Annotated in this window: 16 protein-coding genes; 11 read left to right on the forward strand and 5 right to left on the reverse strand. The window is 61.6% G+C overall.

All coding sequences use genetic code 11. The features are described 5' to 3' along the window. Positions 1–30 precede the first annotated feature (30 nt). The 3 genes from aztD to J7I86_RS11120 all read left to right on the forward strand — a co-directional run bounded on the left by aztD (position 31) and on the right by J7I86_RS11120 (position 4,772). Complete coding sequence (gene aztD, locus J7I86_RS11110; RefSeq protein ID WP_214819785.1) at positions 31–1,275, forward strand: zinc metallochaperone AztD; 1,245 nt, start codon at positions 31–33, stop codon at positions 1,273–1,275. Positions 1,276–1,398: 123 nt separating this feature from the next. Continuing rightward, positions 1,399–3,111: an ATP-binding cassette domain-containing protein gene (locus J7I86_RS11115; RefSeq protein ID WP_214819786.1), complete on the forward strand. Its 1,713-nt coding sequence runs from the start codon at positions 1,399–1,401 to the stop codon at positions 3,109–3,111. Further along, complete coding sequence (locus J7I86_RS11120) at positions 3,108–4,772, forward strand: amino acid ABC transporter ATP-binding/permease protein (protein WP_214819788.1); 1,665 nt, start codon at positions 3,108–3,110, stop codon at positions 4,770–4,772. Before J7I86_RS11115 ends, J7I86_RS11120 begins: the two co-directional genes overlap by 4 nt. A 24-nt stretch (positions 4,773–4,796) precedes the next feature. Here the strand turns inward: J7I86_RS11120 and J7I86_RS11125 are convergent, their stop codons facing one another. The 5 genes from J7I86_RS11125 to J7I86_RS11145 all read right to left on the reverse strand — a co-directional run bounded on the left by J7I86_RS11125 (position 4,797) and on the right by J7I86_RS11145 (position 10,613). Continuing rightward, complete coding sequence (locus J7I86_RS11125) at positions 4,797–5,816, reverse strand: ABC transporter substrate-binding protein (protein WP_214819790.1); 1,020 nt, start codon at positions 5,814–5,816, stop codon at positions 4,797–4,799. 36 nt (positions 5,817–5,852) lie between these two features. Next, the gene (locus tag J7I86_RS11130) at positions 5,853–6,674 is read right to left on the reverse strand and encodes an ABC transporter ATP-binding protein (protein ID WP_214819792.1); all 822 of its coding nucleotides are present in this window, start codon (positions 6,672–6,674) and stop codon (positions 5,853–5,855) included. After that, the gene (locus J7I86_RS11135; RefSeq protein ID WP_214819794.1) at positions 6,674–7,789 is read right to left on the reverse strand and encodes an iron ABC transporter permease; all 1,116 of its coding nucleotides are present in this window, start codon (positions 7,787–7,789) and stop codon (positions 6,674–6,676) included. The genes J7I86_RS11130 and J7I86_RS11135 overlap by 1 nt, the downstream gene beginning before the upstream one ends. A 248-nt stretch (positions 7,790–8,037) precedes the next feature. Continuing rightward, positions 8,038–9,483, reverse strand: coding sequence for an SLC13 family permease (locus J7I86_RS11140; RefSeq protein ID WP_214819796.1), 1,446 nt, complete (start codon positions 9,481–9,483; stop codon positions 8,038–8,040). Between the two features lie 11 nt (positions 9,484–9,494). After that, complete coding sequence (locus J7I86_RS11145) at positions 9,495–10,613, reverse strand: PrpF domain-containing protein (RefSeq protein ID WP_214819798.1); 1,119 nt, start codon at positions 10,611–10,613, stop codon at positions 9,495–9,497. A gap of 237 nt (positions 10,614–10,850) precedes the next feature. Here J7I86_RS11145 and J7I86_RS11150 point away from each other — a divergent pair, with 237 nt between their 5' ends. The 8 genes from J7I86_RS11150 to J7I86_RS11185 all read left to right on the forward strand — a co-directional run bounded on the left by J7I86_RS11150 (position 10,851) and on the right by J7I86_RS11185 (position 19,362). Beyond that, positions 10,851–11,789, forward strand: a complete 939-nt coding sequence (locus J7I86_RS11150) for a LysR family transcriptional regulator (RefSeq protein WP_214819800.1) — start codon at positions 10,851–10,853, stop codon at positions 11,787–11,789. Positions 11,790–11,865: 76 nt separating this feature from the next. Next, on the forward strand, positions 11,866–12,540 hold the full coding sequence (locus J7I86_RS11155; protein WP_214819802.1) for a haloacid dehalogenase type II: 675 nt from the start codon (positions 11,866–11,868) through the stop codon (positions 12,538–12,540). A gap of 114 nt (positions 12,541–12,654) precedes the next feature. Then, positions 12,655–13,587, forward strand: a complete 933-nt coding sequence (locus tag J7I86_RS11160) for a D-2-hydroxyacid dehydrogenase (protein ID WP_286179663.1) — start codon at positions 12,655–12,657, stop codon at positions 13,585–13,587. 115 nt (positions 13,588–13,702) lie between these two features. Then, the gene (locus J7I86_RS11165) at positions 13,703–15,298 is read left to right on the forward strand and encodes an ABC transporter substrate-binding protein (protein WP_214819807.1); all 1,596 of its coding nucleotides are present in this window, start codon (positions 13,703–13,705) and stop codon (positions 15,296–15,298) included. Between the two features lie 32 nt (positions 15,299–15,330). Next, entirely contained in the window at positions 15,331–16,272 is a 942-nt protein-coding gene (locus J7I86_RS11170; protein WP_214819809.1) for an ABC transporter permease, read from the forward strand. Next, complete coding sequence (locus tag J7I86_RS11175) at positions 16,256–17,101, forward strand: ABC transporter permease (protein WP_214819811.1); 846 nt, start codon at positions 16,256–16,258, stop codon at positions 17,099–17,101. The genes J7I86_RS11170 and J7I86_RS11175 overlap by 17 nt, the downstream gene beginning before the upstream one ends. Next, positions 17,094–18,677, forward strand: a complete 1,584-nt coding sequence (locus tag J7I86_RS11180; protein WP_214819813.1) for an ABC transporter ATP-binding protein — start codon at positions 17,094–17,096, stop codon at positions 18,675–18,677. The genes J7I86_RS11175 and J7I86_RS11180 overlap by 8 nt, the downstream gene beginning before the upstream one ends. 259 nt (positions 18,678–18,936) lie before the next feature. Continuing rightward, a complete protein-coding gene (locus J7I86_RS11185; protein ID WP_214819815.1) occupies positions 18,937–19,362 on the forward strand; it encodes a ChaB family protein in 426 nt (141 codons plus the stop codon). Positions 19,363–19,443: the final 81 nt, after the last annotated feature.

Genomic DNA, 19,443 nt, shown 5'->3' on the forward strand with positions numbered 1-19,443 from the left:
ACTTCACCGCACTCCAAACAACACAACAGAATGAGGAACCCCTACATGCTCCGCCAAAGAAGCACCCGCCTGGGTGGCATCGCATTGATTGCCGGGATGACACTCCTGGCCTCCGCCTGCGCCAACACCACACCCGGCAGCACCACTGCCGCCGGTACGTCCGTTACCCCCGGCGCATCCTCGCCGGATTCGGCCGGGCCGCACGGACGCGTCACCATCTCCTACCCCGGAGGCATCAGCGTCCTGGACAGCAAAACACTGGAGGTCGTGAAGAAGTTCGACTCCGAGGAATTCACCAGGCTGAACGCTGCCGGGGACGGCCGCCACGTCTTCGTCACCACCAAGGCAGGCTTCCAGCTGCTGGACACTGTTGAACCCAAACTCACCGATCTTAGGGTGGATGCAACGGCGGCAGGCCACGTAGTCCGGCACGCCGGCAACACGGTCCTGTTCGACGACGGCACGGGAACCACCACCATCCTCAAGACCGAGGACCTTGCCAAAGCAGAGGGTGCTATTCCCGAAGCGCAGACGTACAAGGCCGACACAGCCCACCACGGTGTGTCCATTGTGCTCGAAGACGGAAAGCTCCTGACCACCCTGGGGGACAAGACCTCACGCAGCGGAGCCATGGCCCTCGAATCCCATGGCGACCACTGGGACAAAGTGGCCGAAAGCAAAGAATGCCCCGGCATCCACGGCGAGGGAACGGCCATGGACGAGGCAGTGATCTTTGGTTGCGAGGACGGAGCCCTCCTGTACCACCACGGCAAGTTCGAGAAGTTCACGGCCCCGGACAAGTACGGCCGGATGGGCAACGCGTTCGTCTCCGAAACCAGCCCCATTGTGGTGGGCGACTACAAGACTGATCCGGACGCCGAAGGCTACCTCCTCAACTCCGTAGCGTTGATCGACACCGAGAAGCACACCTTCAACGTGGTCAAGCTCCCCGCAACTGTCCAGTACACCTTCCGGGACGTGGCCCGGGGACCCGGAGACCTGGCCTACATCCTCTCCACAGACGGCTCAATCCACGTGCTGGATCCCAAGGACGGGAAAATCGTCAACGAATTCCCCGTGATCAAAGCCTGGGAAGGTCCGGCCGACTGGCAGGACGCCCACCCGGCGATCGTGGTCAACGGCAACACCGCCTATGTCACCGAACCGGCAGCAAACACCGTTCATTCAGTGGACCTGACCACCGGCAAGGTCACTGCATCATCCAAGCTGGACGTGGTGCCCAACGAAATCGCCATCACCCTCGGAGCGCACTAACCGGAGCGCACCACCCTTGTATGAAGACTAAAACAGCAGGTGCTGCACCCTTCCGGGTGCGGCACCTGCTGTTTTAAAACCAAGAAAGGCCCGCCGATGCTGGTCAATAAAAGGCTCCTACAGATGACAGTGGGCCACCGCGGCAGACTCGCCGGCGTCACGGCACTACTATGCGCCATCACCGCGAGCTACTGGTTACAGGCATGGTTCCTGGCCCAGGCGCTGGCGGCACTGGTGCTTTGGGTGAAGGTACCCGAAGACCACGACGGCGGTACCTACGGCCCACTGATTCCCTACCTGGCCGGGGTGCTCGCCTGCGGGCTCGGCCGGCTGATGCTCCAGCAATTCCACTCCCGGCTGGCCAGTTCCTTGGGATCCGGAGTGCGCCTCAAGGTTCGACTCTCCCTGGCCGATCGGCTGCTCCAGCCCGAGAGGTTGAGGGACACCTCTGACCGCAGCGGAGCCCGGCGGCTTGCTCTCAGCGAAGGCGTGGACGGAGTGGACAGCTACATCAGCCAGTACATCCCGCACGCCTTCCAATTACAGATCGTAGTGCCCGCACTCCTGCTCTGGATCGCCTGGATGAATCCGCTCCTGGCTCTGGCCCTTGCCTTCGCCGTCGCCGCGGCCGTAGGCGCCCCAAAACTATGGAGCAAAGCACTGGCGAAACGCGGGCAGCACCACTGGGACACTTACGAAGCACTCAGTGCCGATTTCCTTGAAGCACTCCAAGGCATGCGCACCCTCAAAATCCTCCATGCCGTTCCCCGGACCCGGGCCAGGCTCAACGACCGCTCGCACCAGTTGCACCGGGCAACCGTGTCAACCATGCGCACCTCCCTGGTCGACACCGCCTTAGCAGATTTCGGCATCCAGGCAGGAATGCTGGCCGCAGCGGCACTGGCCGCGATCGCTGTCACAGGCCAAGGCGCGTTACCCGGACCGGAAACCGCTGCCATGACCTATTTCCTCCTCATGCTCTCTTCTGAGGTGTTCAGGCCGGTACGGGATCTGGCGCGGCAGTGGCACGCAGGGTATCTGGGGCTCTCAGCTTTGGGGAGCATTGATGCAGCAGGCGGCGCCGACCACGGCAAAACCTCCACGATTCCCTCCACAAGCCTGACCGGGACCGGGACCCGGACGCCTGAGCCGGGCCGCGCCGTCGAACCTCCCACAACACTCGCCCTGGATCGAGTGAGCTTCCGCTACTCCGACGCCGACCCCTGGGTCCTCCACGAGGCATCCGCCGAGATCCGCCGCGGTGGACTTACCGCGCTCGCAGGCGTGTCAGGGGCGGGCAAGAGCACCCTGTTCGACCTCCTCCTGGGATTCCTGCCCTCGGCAGAGAACCGCATTCACATGGACGGCCGGCCGCTCAGGCCCAGTGATGTCAGCGTGGTCTCCCAGCGCAGCTACCTCTTCCCAGGAACCATCCGGGAAAACCTCCGGGTGGTGGCGCCAACTGCCACCGAGGCGGATTTCCGGCGCGCCCTTGAAACAGCCGGACTGGCGGAAGAGCTGCAGGCATGGCCTGATGGCTTGGATACCGTCCTGTCCGAGGGCGGCGGCTCCGTTTCAGGTGGCCAACTGCAGAGGCTCGCCATTGCACGGGCACTCCTGGTGGACAGGCCTGTTCTCCTGCTGGACGAGCCCACATCTGCCCTCAACACCGAGCTTGCCGGACGAATCCTGGCAGGCCTTCGCCGGGAGTCCACCCGGCGGATCGTCCTCATGATCGCTCACCGCCCCGAGGCCCTTGCCGCCGCAGACACGGTACTTCGACTCGACGACGGCCAGCTCTTCACAACCTGGCAACCGGAAACAGCCACACGATGATCTCTACAACACGTACTCCACGTAACCCGCTTCGTGGCCTGATCCCGCACATGTCCGGAGAATGGGCCGCCATCGTGTGGACCGCGGCTGTGGGGATCCTGAATAATTCGGCACTCATTGTCCTGGCAGTGATCGGTTCCTACATGGTCGCCTTGGCTGTCATGAGGCAGGAAATCGCTGCCCCGGTGTGGTGGTTTGTCGGTACCGCAGCGGTGGTCCTCAGAGCGGTGCTGACCTGGCATGAAATGGATCTTTCCCACAGCATCGCTTACAGGATTTTGGCGGCGCTACGCATGGCACTTTTCGACGGATTCGCCCGCGGAGTCCCTTCCCGCAAACCTGGTCAGCACTCCGGCAAACTTGGCGCCACCGCCATGGGGGATGTTGAAAAGCTCGAGTTCTTCTACGCCCACACGGTTGCCCAGCTTGCAGGCTCGGCAATACTGTTCATCTCTGGTGTGGCATTCCTGCTGCCCCTCGGCCCGGAAGTTGCCGGGGCGCTGCTACTGGGGTTCGCGGCGTTGGTGGCGGTGACGCTGCCAGGACTGCGTCGGGGTGCCATGCTCGGTGCGAGGGTACAGCAAGCGAGGTCTGCGGTATCTGTCCTGGCTGTGGACCTGTTAGCCGGAAGGCGCGAAATCCTCGGCTTTGGTCTCCAGGAGAATGCGCAGCGTCAGTTGGCGGAGCGGAGCCTCGTGGTGGACGCCGGACAACGCAAGCTCAGCTCTTTCCTCGCTTTAGCGGGATCCCTGCGTGAGTTATGCGTTTTGGGCACCGTAGTGGCGGTGTTCCTTGCCGCAATTTCCAAGCCAGGGCTGGATGCGGTGTGGTTGCCCGCGCTGGTTGCGGGAACCCTGACATTACTGGCACCGGTGGCCGAAGGCGTGGCCACCATGACGCAACTTCAGCCGCACCGCGCCAGCGCCCAGCGCGTATTGGAAGGCATCAGTCTGCCCTCGGACAGAGGTGCCGCGCCGGCCGTGCTGGAATTCGATCCAAACGGGCCACTGGGCGTTGAGGTGAAGAACCTGCAGTTCACCTACGACGACGGTCAGCCAGCCTTGCGTCCGACCTCCCTGTCCGTGGCACCTGGCGAGCACGTGGGGATCAGTGGCCGGTCCGGCGCCGGGAAGACGACGTTGGCTCGGCTGTTGGTGCGGCTGTGGGCGCCGGATTCGGGGAGCATTTCATTGGTATCGCGCAATGGGCGGGAGGTGGATGCCTGGGCCGTGAGCGAGGCGTCGTTCCGTCGTATGGTCACTCTGGTGGAGCAGGACTCGCCGGTGTTCCATGGCTCTGTCCTGGACAACATGCGCCTGGCATGCCCCAACGTAACCGCGTCCGAGGTCCTGGAGGCTTTGGAACGTGCAGGGCTGCCGCTCACCGGGGATCGCTGGGCTGAAGGGGTGGACACTGTGATCGGTGAGCAGGGGATGAGCCTGTCCGGGGGCCAGCGTGCCCGCTTCTGTCTGGCCAGGGCGCTGTTGATCAAGCCCAGGATCCTAGTCCTGGACGAAACCAGCGCAAGCCTGGACCCTGCCTCGGAGCAAGCGTTGGTGAAGATTCTTGGAGCGATTGCCGGTGAGACCACCGTCATCACGGTCTCGCACAGGGAGTCGACCCTGGCCGCATGCGATCGGCGGGTGCACCTGGGGGAGTAGCTGCACACGCACCCCGGGAAGGGGCTAGAAGGCGTCCGGGTGCAGACCCTTCGCGATCTGCTCCACGGCACGGAGGTTGCCCCAGGTGCCGGGCATGACGTCATCAGAGCTGATGGCCACCAAACGGTCGTTCTTTACCGCGGCTACCTCCGGGAACTTCTCCTTGAGGAATGTTCGGGTGGCGTCCTCGTGGGCTTTGTCCAGGGTGGTGAACACGATGACCTCGGGGTTCTTCTCCACCAAGGTTTCCGGGGAGATGATTGCAGAGAAGAACTTCGCGAAAGCCTCGTCGGAGGGGCTGAAGAGGTTGTTGCCTCCGGCGGTTTTGATCATGTCGTATTCAATCCCCGCCCCGATGGCTGCTATGGAGTTTCCCTCCACGAACAATTCCACCACGGTGGGCTTGTCCTTGCCGTCCACTGCTTTCTTCACCGAGGACAGCACCTCAGCGGCTTCCGTTCGTACCGCTGAGGTGTTGCTGCCGGCGCCGACAATTGCGCCTATGTTCTCTATGTCGGTGAGGATGTCCTTGACCTCCGCCTTGCTCCGGCGTTCCATGCATCCTGCCGTGGCTATGTAGGACTCAGCTCCTGCATCTTTGAGCTGCTGAATGCTCGCAAAGCCTTGCTCGGCTGTGTATTCGTAGGCAGTGGGGGAGTAGACGAAGTCCGGATTGGCGCCAAGCAGGACCTCACGGGACGGCGGCATCTGATCGCTCAGTTGTTTGACGTCCCCGCGCTCCTTCAGCTCCGGCAGCAACTCGCGGCCCTTGGTTTGGGCCTCGGCCGCTACCTTGCTCGCGGCACCCAGCTTCACCAACAGCTCGGACTGTCCGGGTGTCATGGCCACAATGCGCTCCGGCACGGACGTGAAGGTCAGAGTGCGCCCGCAGTTCTCAATAGTGCCCGCGGGCTGGGCTGCAACACCGGCCTTTTCCGTTGCCGGGCTTTGGCTGACTGCCTGTCCGCAGCCCGAGAGCAGCATTCCGCTGAGCGTCATTACGGACAGTACTGCAGCCGTTCCGGGCAGGGTGGATTTCTTCATGGATGTGCCTCCAGGGTTGTGTTTGGTGATGACGATTCAGGGGCGGGACGCAGACAATTCAGGATCTCCACCAAGTGCTGTGGCTGCGTTCGGTGTTGTGGCTGCGATGGCAATCAGCGGCCTGCCGGTGAGAGGATGCTTGAGCTTCCGTGACTCCACGCCAAAGCAGTCTCGAATGAGCTCCGGGTCCAACAGCGACGACGGTGGACCGAAGGCCTGCAGCTTCCCGGATTGCAGGACTGCGACGTGGTCACAGAATTCTGCTGCAAGGTTCATGTCGTGAAGGGCTGCCAGGACAGTCCGTCCCCGTGAAGTGACCAGATGCATGAGTTCCAGCTGGAAAGCGACGTCGAGGTGGTTGGTGGGCTCATCCAACACCAGTACCGGCGCTTCCTGGACAAGGGCGCGAGCCAATAGCACCCGCTGTTTTTCGCCTCCGGACAATCCGGCAAAGTAGCGGTCCGTGAGTGAGGACGCTCCGACGTCGAGTAGTGCCTGATGCACCAGGTGATGGTCATGAGGGGAGTCCGCGCCGAATCCGTGCTGGTGAGGGGCCCGGCCCAGCATGACTACCTCACGGGCCGTCATGGGGAAGTCCTGGCTGGATTCCTGTGCCATCACAGCCACTCGCAGCGCCACCTGCCGGGAGCTGAGACGGCGGACGTCTTCGCCATCAAGCAGGACACGGCCGGCGGATGGTTTGTTCACCCGGTAAAGAGTGCGGAGGAGGGTTGACTTGCCGCAACCGTTGGGGCCCAGAATTCCGATGACGGAGCCGCGGGGCGCGGAGAAACTGACATCATGAACCACGGGCGTACTGCCCAAGGTGACGCTCAGGTTTTCAAATTCGACATTCATCACTTGATACCTCCACGGACAGCGCCATTGCTGCGCATGAGCCACAGAAAGAACGGCGCACCCACAGTGGCAGTCAGGATGCCCAGGGGGATCTCCGCCGGCTGGGCGACAGTGCGCGCCAAGAGGTCGGTGACCATGAGAAAGAGGGCGCCGCCGAAGATCGAAACCGGGAGCATTCTTCGGTGGTCCGAACCAACCAGGATGCGCGCTGCATGCGGCACCACGAGTCCAACGAAGCCGATCCCGCCGCAGACCGCAACAGTAGTGGCCGTCAGCAGTGCAGTAGCCAGAAGGAGCGTTCGACGCATCGATTCCACGTTCACTCCCAAAGCCGTGGCGGTCTCATCCCCGGCCAGGAAGGCGTTAAGAGCACGGGAGCGCAACAGGGCGAAAACACTCACAGCCAGCAAAGCCAATCCCGGTAGCAGCAGTTGCGGGTACGAGGCCGCAGAGACGCTGCCCAACAGGAAAAAGAGCACGCTGTAGACGTTCTGCACATCAGTGGTGATGGTGAGGAAGTTCGTGATGGCAGCGAGCAGTGAGCCAAGGGCTACCCCGGCCAATATCAAGCGGGAGGGCGCAATTACTCCATCCTGCTTTGCCAGCAGGTACACCAGGGCCGTCGCCGCAGCAGCTCCTGCGAAGGCTGAGGCGTTCAAGCCGATCCCTGCCACCGCCGTCGAGCCCGCTACGAGGGCCACCACGGCGCCCACTCCGGCGCCGGCCGAAACGCCGAGAATGTAGGGCTCTGCGAGGGGGTTGCGGACATTGGCCTGCAGGAGTGCACCGGCTAAAGCGAGACTCGCACCGGCGATCCCCGCCAGCAGGGCCCTGGGGACACGGAAGCTCCACACAGCTTGGTCCTGGGACACAGTGAGCGAGCCGTCGGTCATCCAAGGCATGCCCGGGACGACGTGGCCGGTCATGATCTGCAGGGATTCCATGAAGGTGGTTTGAAGTGGTCCTGTGCTGCCCGAAACCACCAGAAGCACCACGATGCCCAACACCAGGGAAGGTGTTGGAAGACGTTCAAACACCGATCTGCGCGGGATCGGCGGTGGGTCGGTGGGGCGGATGCCGGAACCACTGGGGAGGCGCGTGACGTCAGTGGTCATAGGAGTGTCCATTCACACTCCGAACCCTATCTTAATTGAGAATGATTCTTGTTAAGCTGGCCATGGCGAACAAGGGCAGACGAACAAGCCGGACGAACAAGGGCAGGACCACTGGTGTGTGGTCCTGCCCTTGCTGCGTCGGCTCGCGCCCCTGCGCCCGGAGATCGGGTTACCTGTTGCGATGGTGTGCTGGAGCGGTTCCTTACGCGTGCCGAACCTGTTCTTCGGCGGTTCTTGACGCCCTCGAGCTACATGATGCCTGTGGGGACAAGCAATGCCCAGGCGAGTGCGGGTGCCACCAAAACCACTCCGCCGGCGTACATCATCAGCTGCTTGTAAACACGCTGACGGTCATCCTCGCGGGCGTTGGCCACCACCAGGGCGCCGTCGGTGGAGAACGGCGATACATCCACCACGGTTGCAGCGATCGCGAGGGCCGCCACGGTTCCCGAGGCGCTGAGCGAGCTCGTTGCCAGCAGGGGACCAGCCAAGGGGATGAAGGCGGTCAGTAGTGCGGTGGATGAGGCGAAGGCGGATCCGACGCCGATGACGTAGCAGAGTACCAGGGCAATAAGGAGTGGTGCCCCAAGTGCAAGGGCTTGCTCTGCGAGGGTATCGATCACACCGACGTGCTGAAGGAGGGAAACGTAAGTGATCATGCCGGCGACCAGCAGCACGGTGGACCAGGACACTCCGCCGATGAAGGTCTGGTGCTCCTTGATGTTGACAAGTGCCAGCAGGAGTCCGGCTGAAAGGGCGACGAAGCCGATGGGCATGTGGAAGCCCAAGGCGCAGACGAGCATGGCCACGATGAGTACCAGGGTGAGGATTTGCTGGCCATGAGGCCGTGTGGAACGTGCCTCAAGGTCGGCGTTATGGCCTGCGGCGCCGTCGCGAAGTTTGCCCAACATCGCGAACAGCACCACAGTGAGGACTGAAAGGATGAGGTTCAGCGCGAAGCTGGCTCCGAAAAGTGCGCCTTGGGAGATAGGGAAGCCGTTCTTTACGGCGATGTCATGCACCAGAACGCCTGCCACGGAGAGCGGGGAGAAGCCGCCGGCGTGGGCTCCATTGATAATGAACGCGCCCATGAGAACCGGATGGATACGTGATTCGTAGGCCAGTCCGATTGCGGCGGGTGCCAGCAGTGCGACGGCGGCGGGGGAGAAGGTGCCCAATGCAGTGAGTGACGCTGCCAGAAGGAAGAATACCCACGGCAGGAGCAGTGTTTTGCCACGAACCACCCTGACGCAGTTCTGGACAATGATGTCGATGGTCCCGTTCCTCTGGGCCATGCTGAAGAAATAGGTGACACCGATGATGGTGATTACGATGTTCGCCGGGAAATCGGCCAGAATTTCCTTGTCGGTCATGCCGAGCATGAAGTAGCCGACGCCGAAGGAGGCTACGAGTCCCATGACGCCGATGTTCAACGGCCACTTGGTGGCGACGACGAACATCACCACGAGGATTACCAGCGGGATGATCTGGGTGGCAGTCATGGTCGGCTCCGATTCCGAGGTAGCCGCCGGGTTGAAGATGGCACCCCCGAACAGGATGGCAGCCAGACCCAGGATGACAGAAGCGGCAACCGTTACCAGCAGGATACGGCGGCGGTTGTTGGGACGCTGGGAACGTACTTCCCGGATGTCGCTCTCAGCCTCGGGAGCTGGTTTGAAAATAGTCTTAGCCATGGTGTTTCTCCTCATCGAGTGGCTGTTGCTAGTGAGGCTTCGACGACGTTGCCGAGAGTCTCCGGGAGGTGAATGATGCTGGAGGCGATGGTGCGCGCTGTTCTGTCGACCCCCACCAAAAGGGACCCGTCCTGTTCTTCGCTCCATGTTTCGATCACGCCGGCAGGCGTCCTGAGCTTCAGAACAGATTCCTCTGTGTTGCCGGCAACGGTGTTCAGTACGGTGCCGGGTGTCCGGACTGCAAGCGTGAGGGCGATGCTGCCGGTGATGGCCAAGGCCGGGTGCGGTTTGCCCATGGAGAGCATCATGACGTTGACATCACCTCCGGCGTAGGGCACTTCGGGAGGACCGACGATTGCGAGTTTGGGTACAGCCCGTGCGGCTTCGGCGGGAGTAGCCGCCATTCCCATCCGAACCGCCGCCTGGCGACGAATCTGGTCCAAAGTGTCCAGTTGCAATTCGACGCCGTCTTTCCACGTCTCGTAGCGGCCGGTGTCCAGTCCAAGCTCCTCGGCCCGGACAATTACTACAGGTGCGCCGGCGTCAACCATCGACACCGTCCAACGGGTCCCGCCGGCAACGATCGTGTCAGTTGGCGAGCCGGTGGGCAGCAGCTGTCCGGTGGTCTTGCCGGCAGGATTTTGAAAGCCGAGGCCCACCCGGTACCCGGGAAACACGACGCCGGGCATCTGTGCGTCCGGGACGATCGGCAGGGCGCCCGCTGGAGTCGAAACCCGCTGAATGATGATCTGGCCCGTGTTGGTATTACGGGTGACGATCCGGGTGGAATCGCCGTCCGGCACAACCCAGCCCTTCTCGATGGCGTAAAGACCAACCACGGCCGAGCAGTTACCGCAGTTGCTTCCCCAGTCAACTGCGGCCTCTTCGATGCCCACCTGGGCGAAAGTGAATTCGACGTCCACCTCGCTGTCCGCCGGCCGGCTGAGGATCATTGCCTTGCTGGTGGTTGACGTGGCCCCGCCTACGCCATCAATCTGTCGGGAATCCGGGCTGCCGAAGAGTCGTGGCAGGAGATCGTCCAGGTTGGCGTTGGCCTTGTCCAAGTGCTCGGTTTCAAAGACCCAGCACTTGCTGGTGCCTCCGCGCATCCATTCGGCTTTGATCTTCATGGTGTTCCCTACCTCTCGTGGCATCCTTCAAATTTGTTGCCTGTTACGAGAATGATGCGGATCACATATGAAGACAATGTTGGATATCTCAGGGGTACTGTAGCAACTCTTCAATCAGTACGTGTCCAGCTCCGAAAGCATGATGAAAATCTCCCAGCCACGGTTTTTCACACTGTAACACCAGCTTTACGCCGCACTGGTGCATAGAATGAACCAAATAGGGAGAAGAGTGAAGCAATGCTTAACGATGAGAACCTGGATTTATTCGACATCCGCAGGCTCGCCCTCCTGGTGGAGGTGGTAGAGCAGGGATCGATCACTGCGGCGGCAGATATCATGATGTATTCGCCGTCGGGGGTCTCACAGCAGCTGCGTAAGTTGGAGCAGGAAGTGGGCCAGCCGCTGCTCAATCGTCGGTCCCGCGGGGTTGTCCCCACAGAGGCGGGTCAGGTACTGGCGGGTCATGCCCGGAAGATCGTAGGGCAGATGCGTGCCGCCCGGTCCGACCTCGGCCAGATCGCCGGTTTGAATCGTGGCTCGTTGACAGTGGGCACGTTCCCCACGCTGGCCGGTTCATTCCTGCCCCTGGTAATACGCGCCTTCAAGAAGAGGTATCCGGCCATTGGCCTCTCCGTGCGCAGCGCCCGCTTCGACGAGCTCGTCTCGGATCTGGAATCCGGCGTGACGGGGTTGTGCTTGCTTTGGGACTACCCCTGGAACCGGTTCAATGACGAAGCAATCCGGATCACGGAAGTTTTCCAGGAAAGCACGGTGATCCTGGTGGCCAAGGGACACCCCTTGGCAGACCGCGACGAAGTGACAATGAAAGACCTCCGAAAGGAGTCATGGATAGTCCGGGCGGAGGCTCACCCGGTAGTGGAGGTACTTCAACGCTCCGCCCACGACGCCGGCTTTGAACCGAACATCGGTTTCCTTGCCAACGATTACCAGGAAGCTCAGGCCATGGTCAGCGTGGGCATGGGCGTGGCAATCGTCCCCAAGACAGCAGTGGCCCTGCAGCATCCGGATGTAAGGATCCTCAGCCTCGGCGCCGAGGCACCCCTACGCCGCGTTCTCCTGGCCCAGCGCCAGGACAAGGTCTATGCGCCCGCGGAGGTGGCTTTCCACTCAACCCTGCTGGAAATTGCCCGTGAGCGTGGCGGCGACTATCTCTGAGGCTAGTCGCGATGCGGGTGCTGACTAGAGTAGCAATGGAGCCCGTGCTGTGACCCCCGCAAGAAATGGAATCAATATGGCATTCAACAATCTCAGGCCGAAATACATCTCCTTCGACGTCTACGGCACGCTGATCAATTTCGACCTCGATCCCACCACGCAGCGTCTGCTCGATGGACGTATCTCTGAAGAGCAATGGCCAACCTTCAAGAAGCAGTTCCGTGGATACCGCTTTGACGAAGTCCTTGGGGACTATAAGCCGTATGAGCAGATCCTTCAGGATTCTTTTGACCGTGTGTGCAAGCGCTGGGGCATTGGGCCTACCGAAGGTGCAGGCGCAGCATTCGCTGACGCCGTCCGCGGCTGGGTTGCCCACAAGGACGTGCCGGCGCCGCTGAAGCTCATGGGCGAAAACTATAAATTGGTTGCTTTGTCCAACGCGGATACCGGCTTCCTGGACATCAGCATTCCCAAGCTCGGCGCCGATTACCATGCGGTGCTGACTGCGGAGCAGGCCCAGGCGTACAAGCCCAGATATCAAGCCTTCGAATACATGTTGGACGCCCTGAACGCCAAGCCGGAGGACTTCCTGCATGTTTCCTCCCACACACGCTACGACATGCATCCCATGCACGACCTGGGATTCCGAAACCTTGTCCTGTTGGACCGTGGCTACGACCCCATAACCGGGGGTTACGACTACACCACCGTTGCGTCGTTGGACGAGCTCAACAAGCACCTCGGGCTCTAGATCAGCTACGAGGCGAAAGGCCAACCCGTGGTATCTGCTGGCCACTGCTCGGCATCTCGCGAGAGTAAGAGACCTGTCGTCGCTGTCCTGTACCGCGAGGCACTGCCGCCCCGCTTGGATGAGATCAAGGAACTGGCGGAGGTCCGCCTGACCACATCTGAGGGACTTGCAGAGGCCGTGGCAGGCTCGGAGGGGTCGGCAGGTGCTGATGTGCTGTACCAATGGCATTCCTTCTCGCCTGCACTCCGGCAGAGCTGGGCTGCGGCCTCGTCACTGATATGGGTCCATGTATCAGCGGCAGGCGTCAGCCAGCTCCTGTTCGAAGACCTGATCAACAGCGACGTGATGTACACCAATTCACGCGGAGTCCTGAGCCGGGCTATTGCCGAGTTCGCCCTGGGGTTTGTCCTGGACATTGCCAAAGACGCGCAAGGTTCACTCAGGCTCCAGCAGGCCGGACGCTGGCAGCACCGGGTCACACGGAAAATCCAGGGCCAAAGTGCGCTGGTGGCGGGAACAGGATCCATAGGACTGGAAATTGCGTCTCTGTTCCATGCTGTTGGCCTGCGCGTCAGCGGGGCCGGGCGGAGCAGCCGCCCCGGAGATGAGCACTTCGAGGAGATCCGCTCTTCGAAAGACCTGGCGTTGGTTGTCCGTGACTTCGACTATGTGGTGTTGGCTGCCCCGTTGACCGAAGACACCAAAGGCCTGGTAGACGCTGACGTCCTTTCGGCCATGAAGCTAACAGCCCATCTGATCAATGTGGGCAGGGGAGAACTGGTGCACACGGATGCGCTTGTGGACGCGCTCCGTTCGGGAGCCATCGCCGGGGCGGCGCTGGATGTTGTCCATCCGGAACCGCTGCCCGCCGATCATCCCTTGTGGAGTATGGACAACGTCATCCTCACCCCGCACATGAGTGGGGACACCGAAGAATATCTCGATGATCTTGGGAAGCTGTTTGTGGCAAACTTGAAGCGCTTCAGCCGAGGTGAACCGTTGGAGAATATGGTGGACAAACGGCTTGGATTCGTTGCTGTTTCCTGAGTTTGATTCCCCCTCAGGCAAGGCCGTGAACCTGCACACACTATTACGGTTCGAGGGAACGTTAATTTCCAGATTGGAGCAGGTAAGGCTAACCTAAATAGTCTTCACTTTCCTCATGCCCACCTGTTCGGGCATAAATAGCAGGCGGTTCCCTTTGCGCACTCCCAGCCGATCCACGGCAGCTCTCGGGCTGGCAGCCCTCCTCACTCTTTCCGGTTGCGGCCTTAGCGGCGGCCAGCCTGGGCCTGGTTCCGCCGAAAAGGCGGCCGACACCGATCAGCGCATCGTGGTGGACAACTTCCGCGCACCCGTGGCCAACTGGGCCCCTGAGTCCGACGCCGCGTACATCCTGTCATTGTCCGGCTGCTTGGAAACCCTCACCAAGTACGATTCCGCGCAAGGGAAAGTAGTTCCTTTCCTTGCCACAGAGTGGAAGCAGGCTTCACCGTTGGAATGGGACTTCACCATCCGTGAAGGCGTGAAATTCCAGGATGGCACCGATCTCACCGCAGAAGCTGTGGCCGCCTCGCTGAATCACGTCCTCAAGGCCAAAGTGCCTGCCAGGGCGTTCAGCCCAAGCGTCGTGAGTGCTGTCCAAGCCACTGATGCAAGGACTGTTCGTGTGACCACGCCCGTGGAGAACCCGCTGGTGCCATTCCGCCTTGCAAGCGTGAACACCGGCATTCTCGCTCCGGCCGCCTACGGAGGCGCCACTGTGGACCCCTTCGGTCATTGCACCGGACCGTTTACTCCGGTATCGGAGAAGGCGAAGCAATCCCTGACGCTGGATCGCAATGAAAATTACTGGGGCGGAGATGTGCAGTTGGCAGGCGCTGAGGTCCGCTTCATCACCAACGGTGCTACCCGCGCCGCGCAGGTACAGACCGGAGAGGCTGATATTTCCCTTTCCATCCCTGCCTCTGCCTTGTCCACCTTGGAGAATGCACCCGAAGTCTCCGTGGTGAAGGCTGATTCACCACGCACGGCCACGCTGTACATGAACAACGGCCGGGCACCTTTTGACAACGTCGATTTCCGCAAGGCACTCCGCTCGGCACTGGACCTTGAAGCGTTGGCGGCCAGCGTCTACGAGGGCGCTGCGCTTCCGGCAGCCGGCCCCTATGCGCCTTCGGAACCGTGGGCGTCCAGCGATGCAAGTTCGCCCAAGCAGAATGTTGAGGAAGCCAAGAAGCTCCTCGCTGACGCCGGCTACACTGCGGCAAAGCCGTTGGAAATCATTGCAATTGTTGAACGCGCCGAATTCGCCGACGTCGCAACCGTGATTCAGGACAACCTCAAGAACATCGGTGTTCCTGTCGCCATCCAGGCCAAGGAGTACGCCTCCGCCGAACCCGACGTCCTGGCGGGGAACTACGACATGATCCTGAGTCAGCGCAACCGGCTCATCGACATCGCTGATCCCATTGGCTTCCTCACGGCCGACTACACGTGCAAGGGCTCGTACAACCTCAGCCATTACTGCAATGAAGAGTACGACGCCATCATTGGTGAGGCTGCCGGCACCTCCAACACCGAGGACCGCTACAAGCTCTATGCCAAGGCCGGTCAACTGCTCAATGACCAAGCAGTCAACCTCTGGCTGGTCAACGAACAAGCCACCGACGCCGTCCGCAGCAACGTCCTCTCTTACGTTCAAGATCCGCTGTCCCGCTACGTCCTGACCGCGCAAACGGCCAAGTCCGGCTCCTAACAACCGAATCTGCCACCGTCAGACAAGCCGGTATGATCACGTTCCTTGTAAAGCGGACGGCGACCCTCGTGGTCGCCGTCCTGCTGTCGTCTTTCGCTGTTTTCCTGATTCCCTACGTCACCCCGGGTGATCCCGTCCGGAAGATCATCCGTTCCCGTGTGGCCGGGGATGTGGTGGACGACGCCACGGTTCGGGCCTTGGCCGAGAGCCTGGGACTGAACGATCCCCTTCCCGTGCAATACCTGCGGTGGCTGGGGGACTTCTTCACCGGGGATATGGGGTTATCCCATATCAGCAGGACACCCGTGGTTGATCAGGTGATGCCGGCCTTGGGGATCACCCTGAGCCTGGTGATCGTCGCACTGGTCACTGCCGTGGTGGTGTCGCTGCCTCTGGGAATCGTTGCTGCACTGAAACAAGGCAGCAGAACGGACAAACTCATCACCACGGTCACACAGTCCTTCATTGCCATGCCTGAGTACTGGCTGGCGCCCCTGTTGGTTCTGCTGTTTGCCCTCAAGCTCTCCGTACTGCCCTCGGCGGGATGGAACACGGCGTCCTCCATTGTGCTTCCGGCGGCGACGTTGGCGTTGCGACCCATCAGCTTCTTCACTTCGGCCGTGCGGGCAGGGATGATCGATGCCCTCGATGCCGAGCATATTTCCGCCGCACGCGCCCGGGGACTGAGCCACGGTCAAACAGTCATGCGGCATGTTGTACCGAACGGCCTGGTGCCTCTGTCCACACTGTTTGCGGTGTGGCTCGCCGGGCTGCTGGGCGGTTCGGTGATTGTTGAGGTGATCTTCGCGATTCCAGGCATGGGCAGGCTCCTGTTCGATGCCGTGGTCAACAGCGACATCCCGCTGGCGCAGGGCGGTGTGGTGGTGGTTGTGGCATTGGCTGTTGCGATCACTACGCTCGCCGATTTCCTGCATAGGATCCTGAGCCCGAAAGTGAGTGGCGCCCTTGCGTAACCGTTCAGCGATCGACGCCGCCGCCGTCGTGATCCTCGTCCTCATTGTCACCGCCGTGGCGGCAGCGCCCTGGTTGGCGCCGTTTCCTCCTGACGATCAGAACCTGGCCGCACGTCTTGCACCGCCCAGCGTCACGCATTGGCTGGGAACGGACCACCTGGGGCGGGACACGCTAAGCCGATTGCTCGACGGCGGCCGCTTCTCATTGGTGGTGGCCGCACTGGCCACAGTACTCACCGGCATCATCGGTTTGGTGGTGGGTGTGCTCAGTGCCCGCCGCAAAGGCTGGCTGGACGAGTTCTTCACGCGCACCAATGACGTCCTGCTCGCCTTGCCGGAGATGGTGGTGGCGTTATTCATTGTGGCTGCCATGGGCACTGGCTTCACCTCCCTGCTGGTGGCATTGACTGTGACAGGGTGGACGCCGTTTGCGCGGTTGGCCCGGACGCTGGCCTATGACATCTCGGCGCGCGGCTTTGTTGAAGCAGCGAGGGTGGTGGGCTGTTCGCCGTCGTTCATTGTTTTCCGCCACATCCTCCCGCATCTGGCGGCCCCGATGCTGGGTCAGGCAACGTTGCGCTTTGGTCAGCTCCTGATCAGCGTAGGTGCCTTGTCCTACCTCGGACTCGGCGTCCAACCACCGCAATCGGACTGGGGTTCCATGCTGGCTGCAGCGCAACCGTACGCCGAGAGGGCGCCATGGGGGATCATCGCCCCCGGGCTCGCTGTCTTCCTGGTTGCCCTGTGCGTGACGCTCATTGGTCAAAGGGCTTCGCGCCGTGCCTCGGATCCGGTGGACGTCCTGATAGTGGAGGGCCAGCATGCCTGAGCTGGTGATTGAGGATCTGAGCGTCCGGGGCGGGAACATGGGCCGCCCCATCCTGACCGGCGTCAGCCTGACCGTCAAACCAGGCGAATTTGTGGCGCTCGTTGGCGGTTCGGGCTCGGGGAAGACCATGACCGCACGATCAGTTCTGCAGTTGTTGCCTCAGCCGTTGAGGATTGAATCCGGCTCCATCCGCCTCGGGTCGCTGGACGTTGCCGGAGCGCCGGAAGCAGAGCTGAACCGCATCCGGGGTGGTCGGCTGGGAATGCTGTTCCAGCAGCCAAAAAAGATGTTCAATCCCAACAAAAGCATCGGAGCCCATCTCCGGGAACCCCTCAAACTGCATGGCGGCCTACGCGGCCATGCGGCGAAGGCGAAGGCTCTTGAATTGCTGGCAGAGGTGGGCTTCGAGGACCCGCGGAGGGGTGCGCGCTCCTACCCGCATCAGCTCTCCGGCGGCATGGCGCAGCGGGCCATGACGGCTATGGCCCTGGCTGGCCAGCCCGAGATCCTCCTGGCGGACGAACCAACATCCGCACTGGACAAGGTGTTGGAGCAACAAATCCTTGAGCTGCTGGACCGGCAACGGATCCAGCGCGGCCTGGGGATCCTCTACATCACCCACAACCTTGCCTCGGTGGCTGCCTTTGCGGACAGGGTCCTGGTGATGGACGCGGGCGTGATCGTTGAATCCGGCACCACGGAATCGGTTCTTGGCAGCCCCAAGACCGAGTACACCCGCAGACTCCTTGAAGCGTCCAACCTGGCGCCCACCGGTATCCCGGCGCCCCCCAAGCACCAGCGCAGTGCCCTGAAACTGACCAACGTGGTCAAGCAGTTCGGATCCGGAAAGCGCGGCGGGCGCCCTGCCTTGGACTCGATCTCACTGGAGGTCCAACAAGGCGAAATCCTGGGCATCCTCGGCCAATCAGGATCAGGGAAGAGCACGCTCGCCCGGGCCATTGTTGGGTTGGAAGGCATCAGCAGTGGCAGCATCAGCAGGACGCTCATGGCAAATGACACAAGGGCAACAGCCGTGCAACTGGTGTTCCAGGAGCCCCACGATTCCTTCGATCCGCGCATGACACTCCGAGCCAGCCTTGAAGCACCGCTCCGATCAGAGAACGAGCTCTCGGCAGAGGAGCGGTCCCGGAAGCTTACTTCAGCAATGGAAGAAGTGGAGTTGGATCCGGCACTCCTGGACCGGCGGCCAGGTCAATGCTCAGGTGGGCAATTACAGCGGGTCACCATTGCCCGGGCGTTGCTTTTGGAGCCCGAAGTTCTTATCTGTGACGAGGCAACGTCCGCTTTGGATGCGCTGACCCAGCGGACCATTCTTGACCTGCTCCAGCGACTCCATCGGGACCGCGCGCTGACTTTGGTGATCATCACCCATGACATGGACGTGGTGCGGCATATGTGCCAACGGGTGGCTGTCCTCTACCAAGGATGCCTTGTGGAGCTCACTGACACGGACAGGTTCTTTGCGGACCCGCAGCATCAGCACAGCCAGGCCCTGGTCTCCGCTGCCATACCGTGCCGTGGCCTGCACCTGAAGAAATTCAGGGCCGCGCTTTAGCCGCAGGCTGTTGGTATGACAGGGCATGCGGAGGGGAGACCTGTGCCGGGCGGCTCTGCCGCCGTGACCAGCCCGGGTAGGAGACGTTGGCGGCGGCCTCTGGTGGAATTTACTTCGGTCTCCCAGAGGGGTGCATGGCCCCACCTGGTGGTAGAGGGCACAGGAGACCTTATCCGGCCCCGGTTCTTGATCCGGGCCCTTGGTTGCCTTCAGACTTGGATCACCCGAGGACAACCAGGATGCAGGGAGTTTGAGTGCCATGCCCAAGACCGGAAAGAATGATCACGCCCGCAAGGACGAGCTGCCGTCCACCCTGCAGCGCTCGGAGCAGAAAGCCCGGGACACTTTTGCCAAGACCTACGATTCGGCAATGGAGACCTATGACAACGATCCGAGCCGGTCGGCCCGGACGGCTTTCGCTGCACTGAAGCACAGTTACGAGAAGGTGGGCGATCATTGGGAACCCAAGGAGGAACGCGGACCTTCAGACGACCGGGCCGAGGAAGGGGTGGACTCCAGCAAGCCCACGGCCGGGGGAGTGGATGCCCATGCTTCCAAGGAGCATCTCTACCGCCGCGCGAAGGAAATGGACATCAAGGGCCGCTCAAAAATGGATAAGAATCAGCTGGTGGAAGCGCTTCAGAAGGCAAACGACGCCGCGACCCGGAAGGCGCGGGAAAGCTAGGTGTCCAGTAGATGCAAAAGTGCCCGGCGCGCAGCTGGGTGACATTGCCTTTGGACTGATGGTAAGTATGCTGATAGTTCT

Origin of the sequence: Arthrobacter sp. ISL-95, from assembly GCF_018613695.1 — a bacterium.
Taxonomy (GTDB): Bacteria; Actinomycetota; Actinomycetes; order Actinomycetales; family Micrococcaceae; genus Arthrobacter.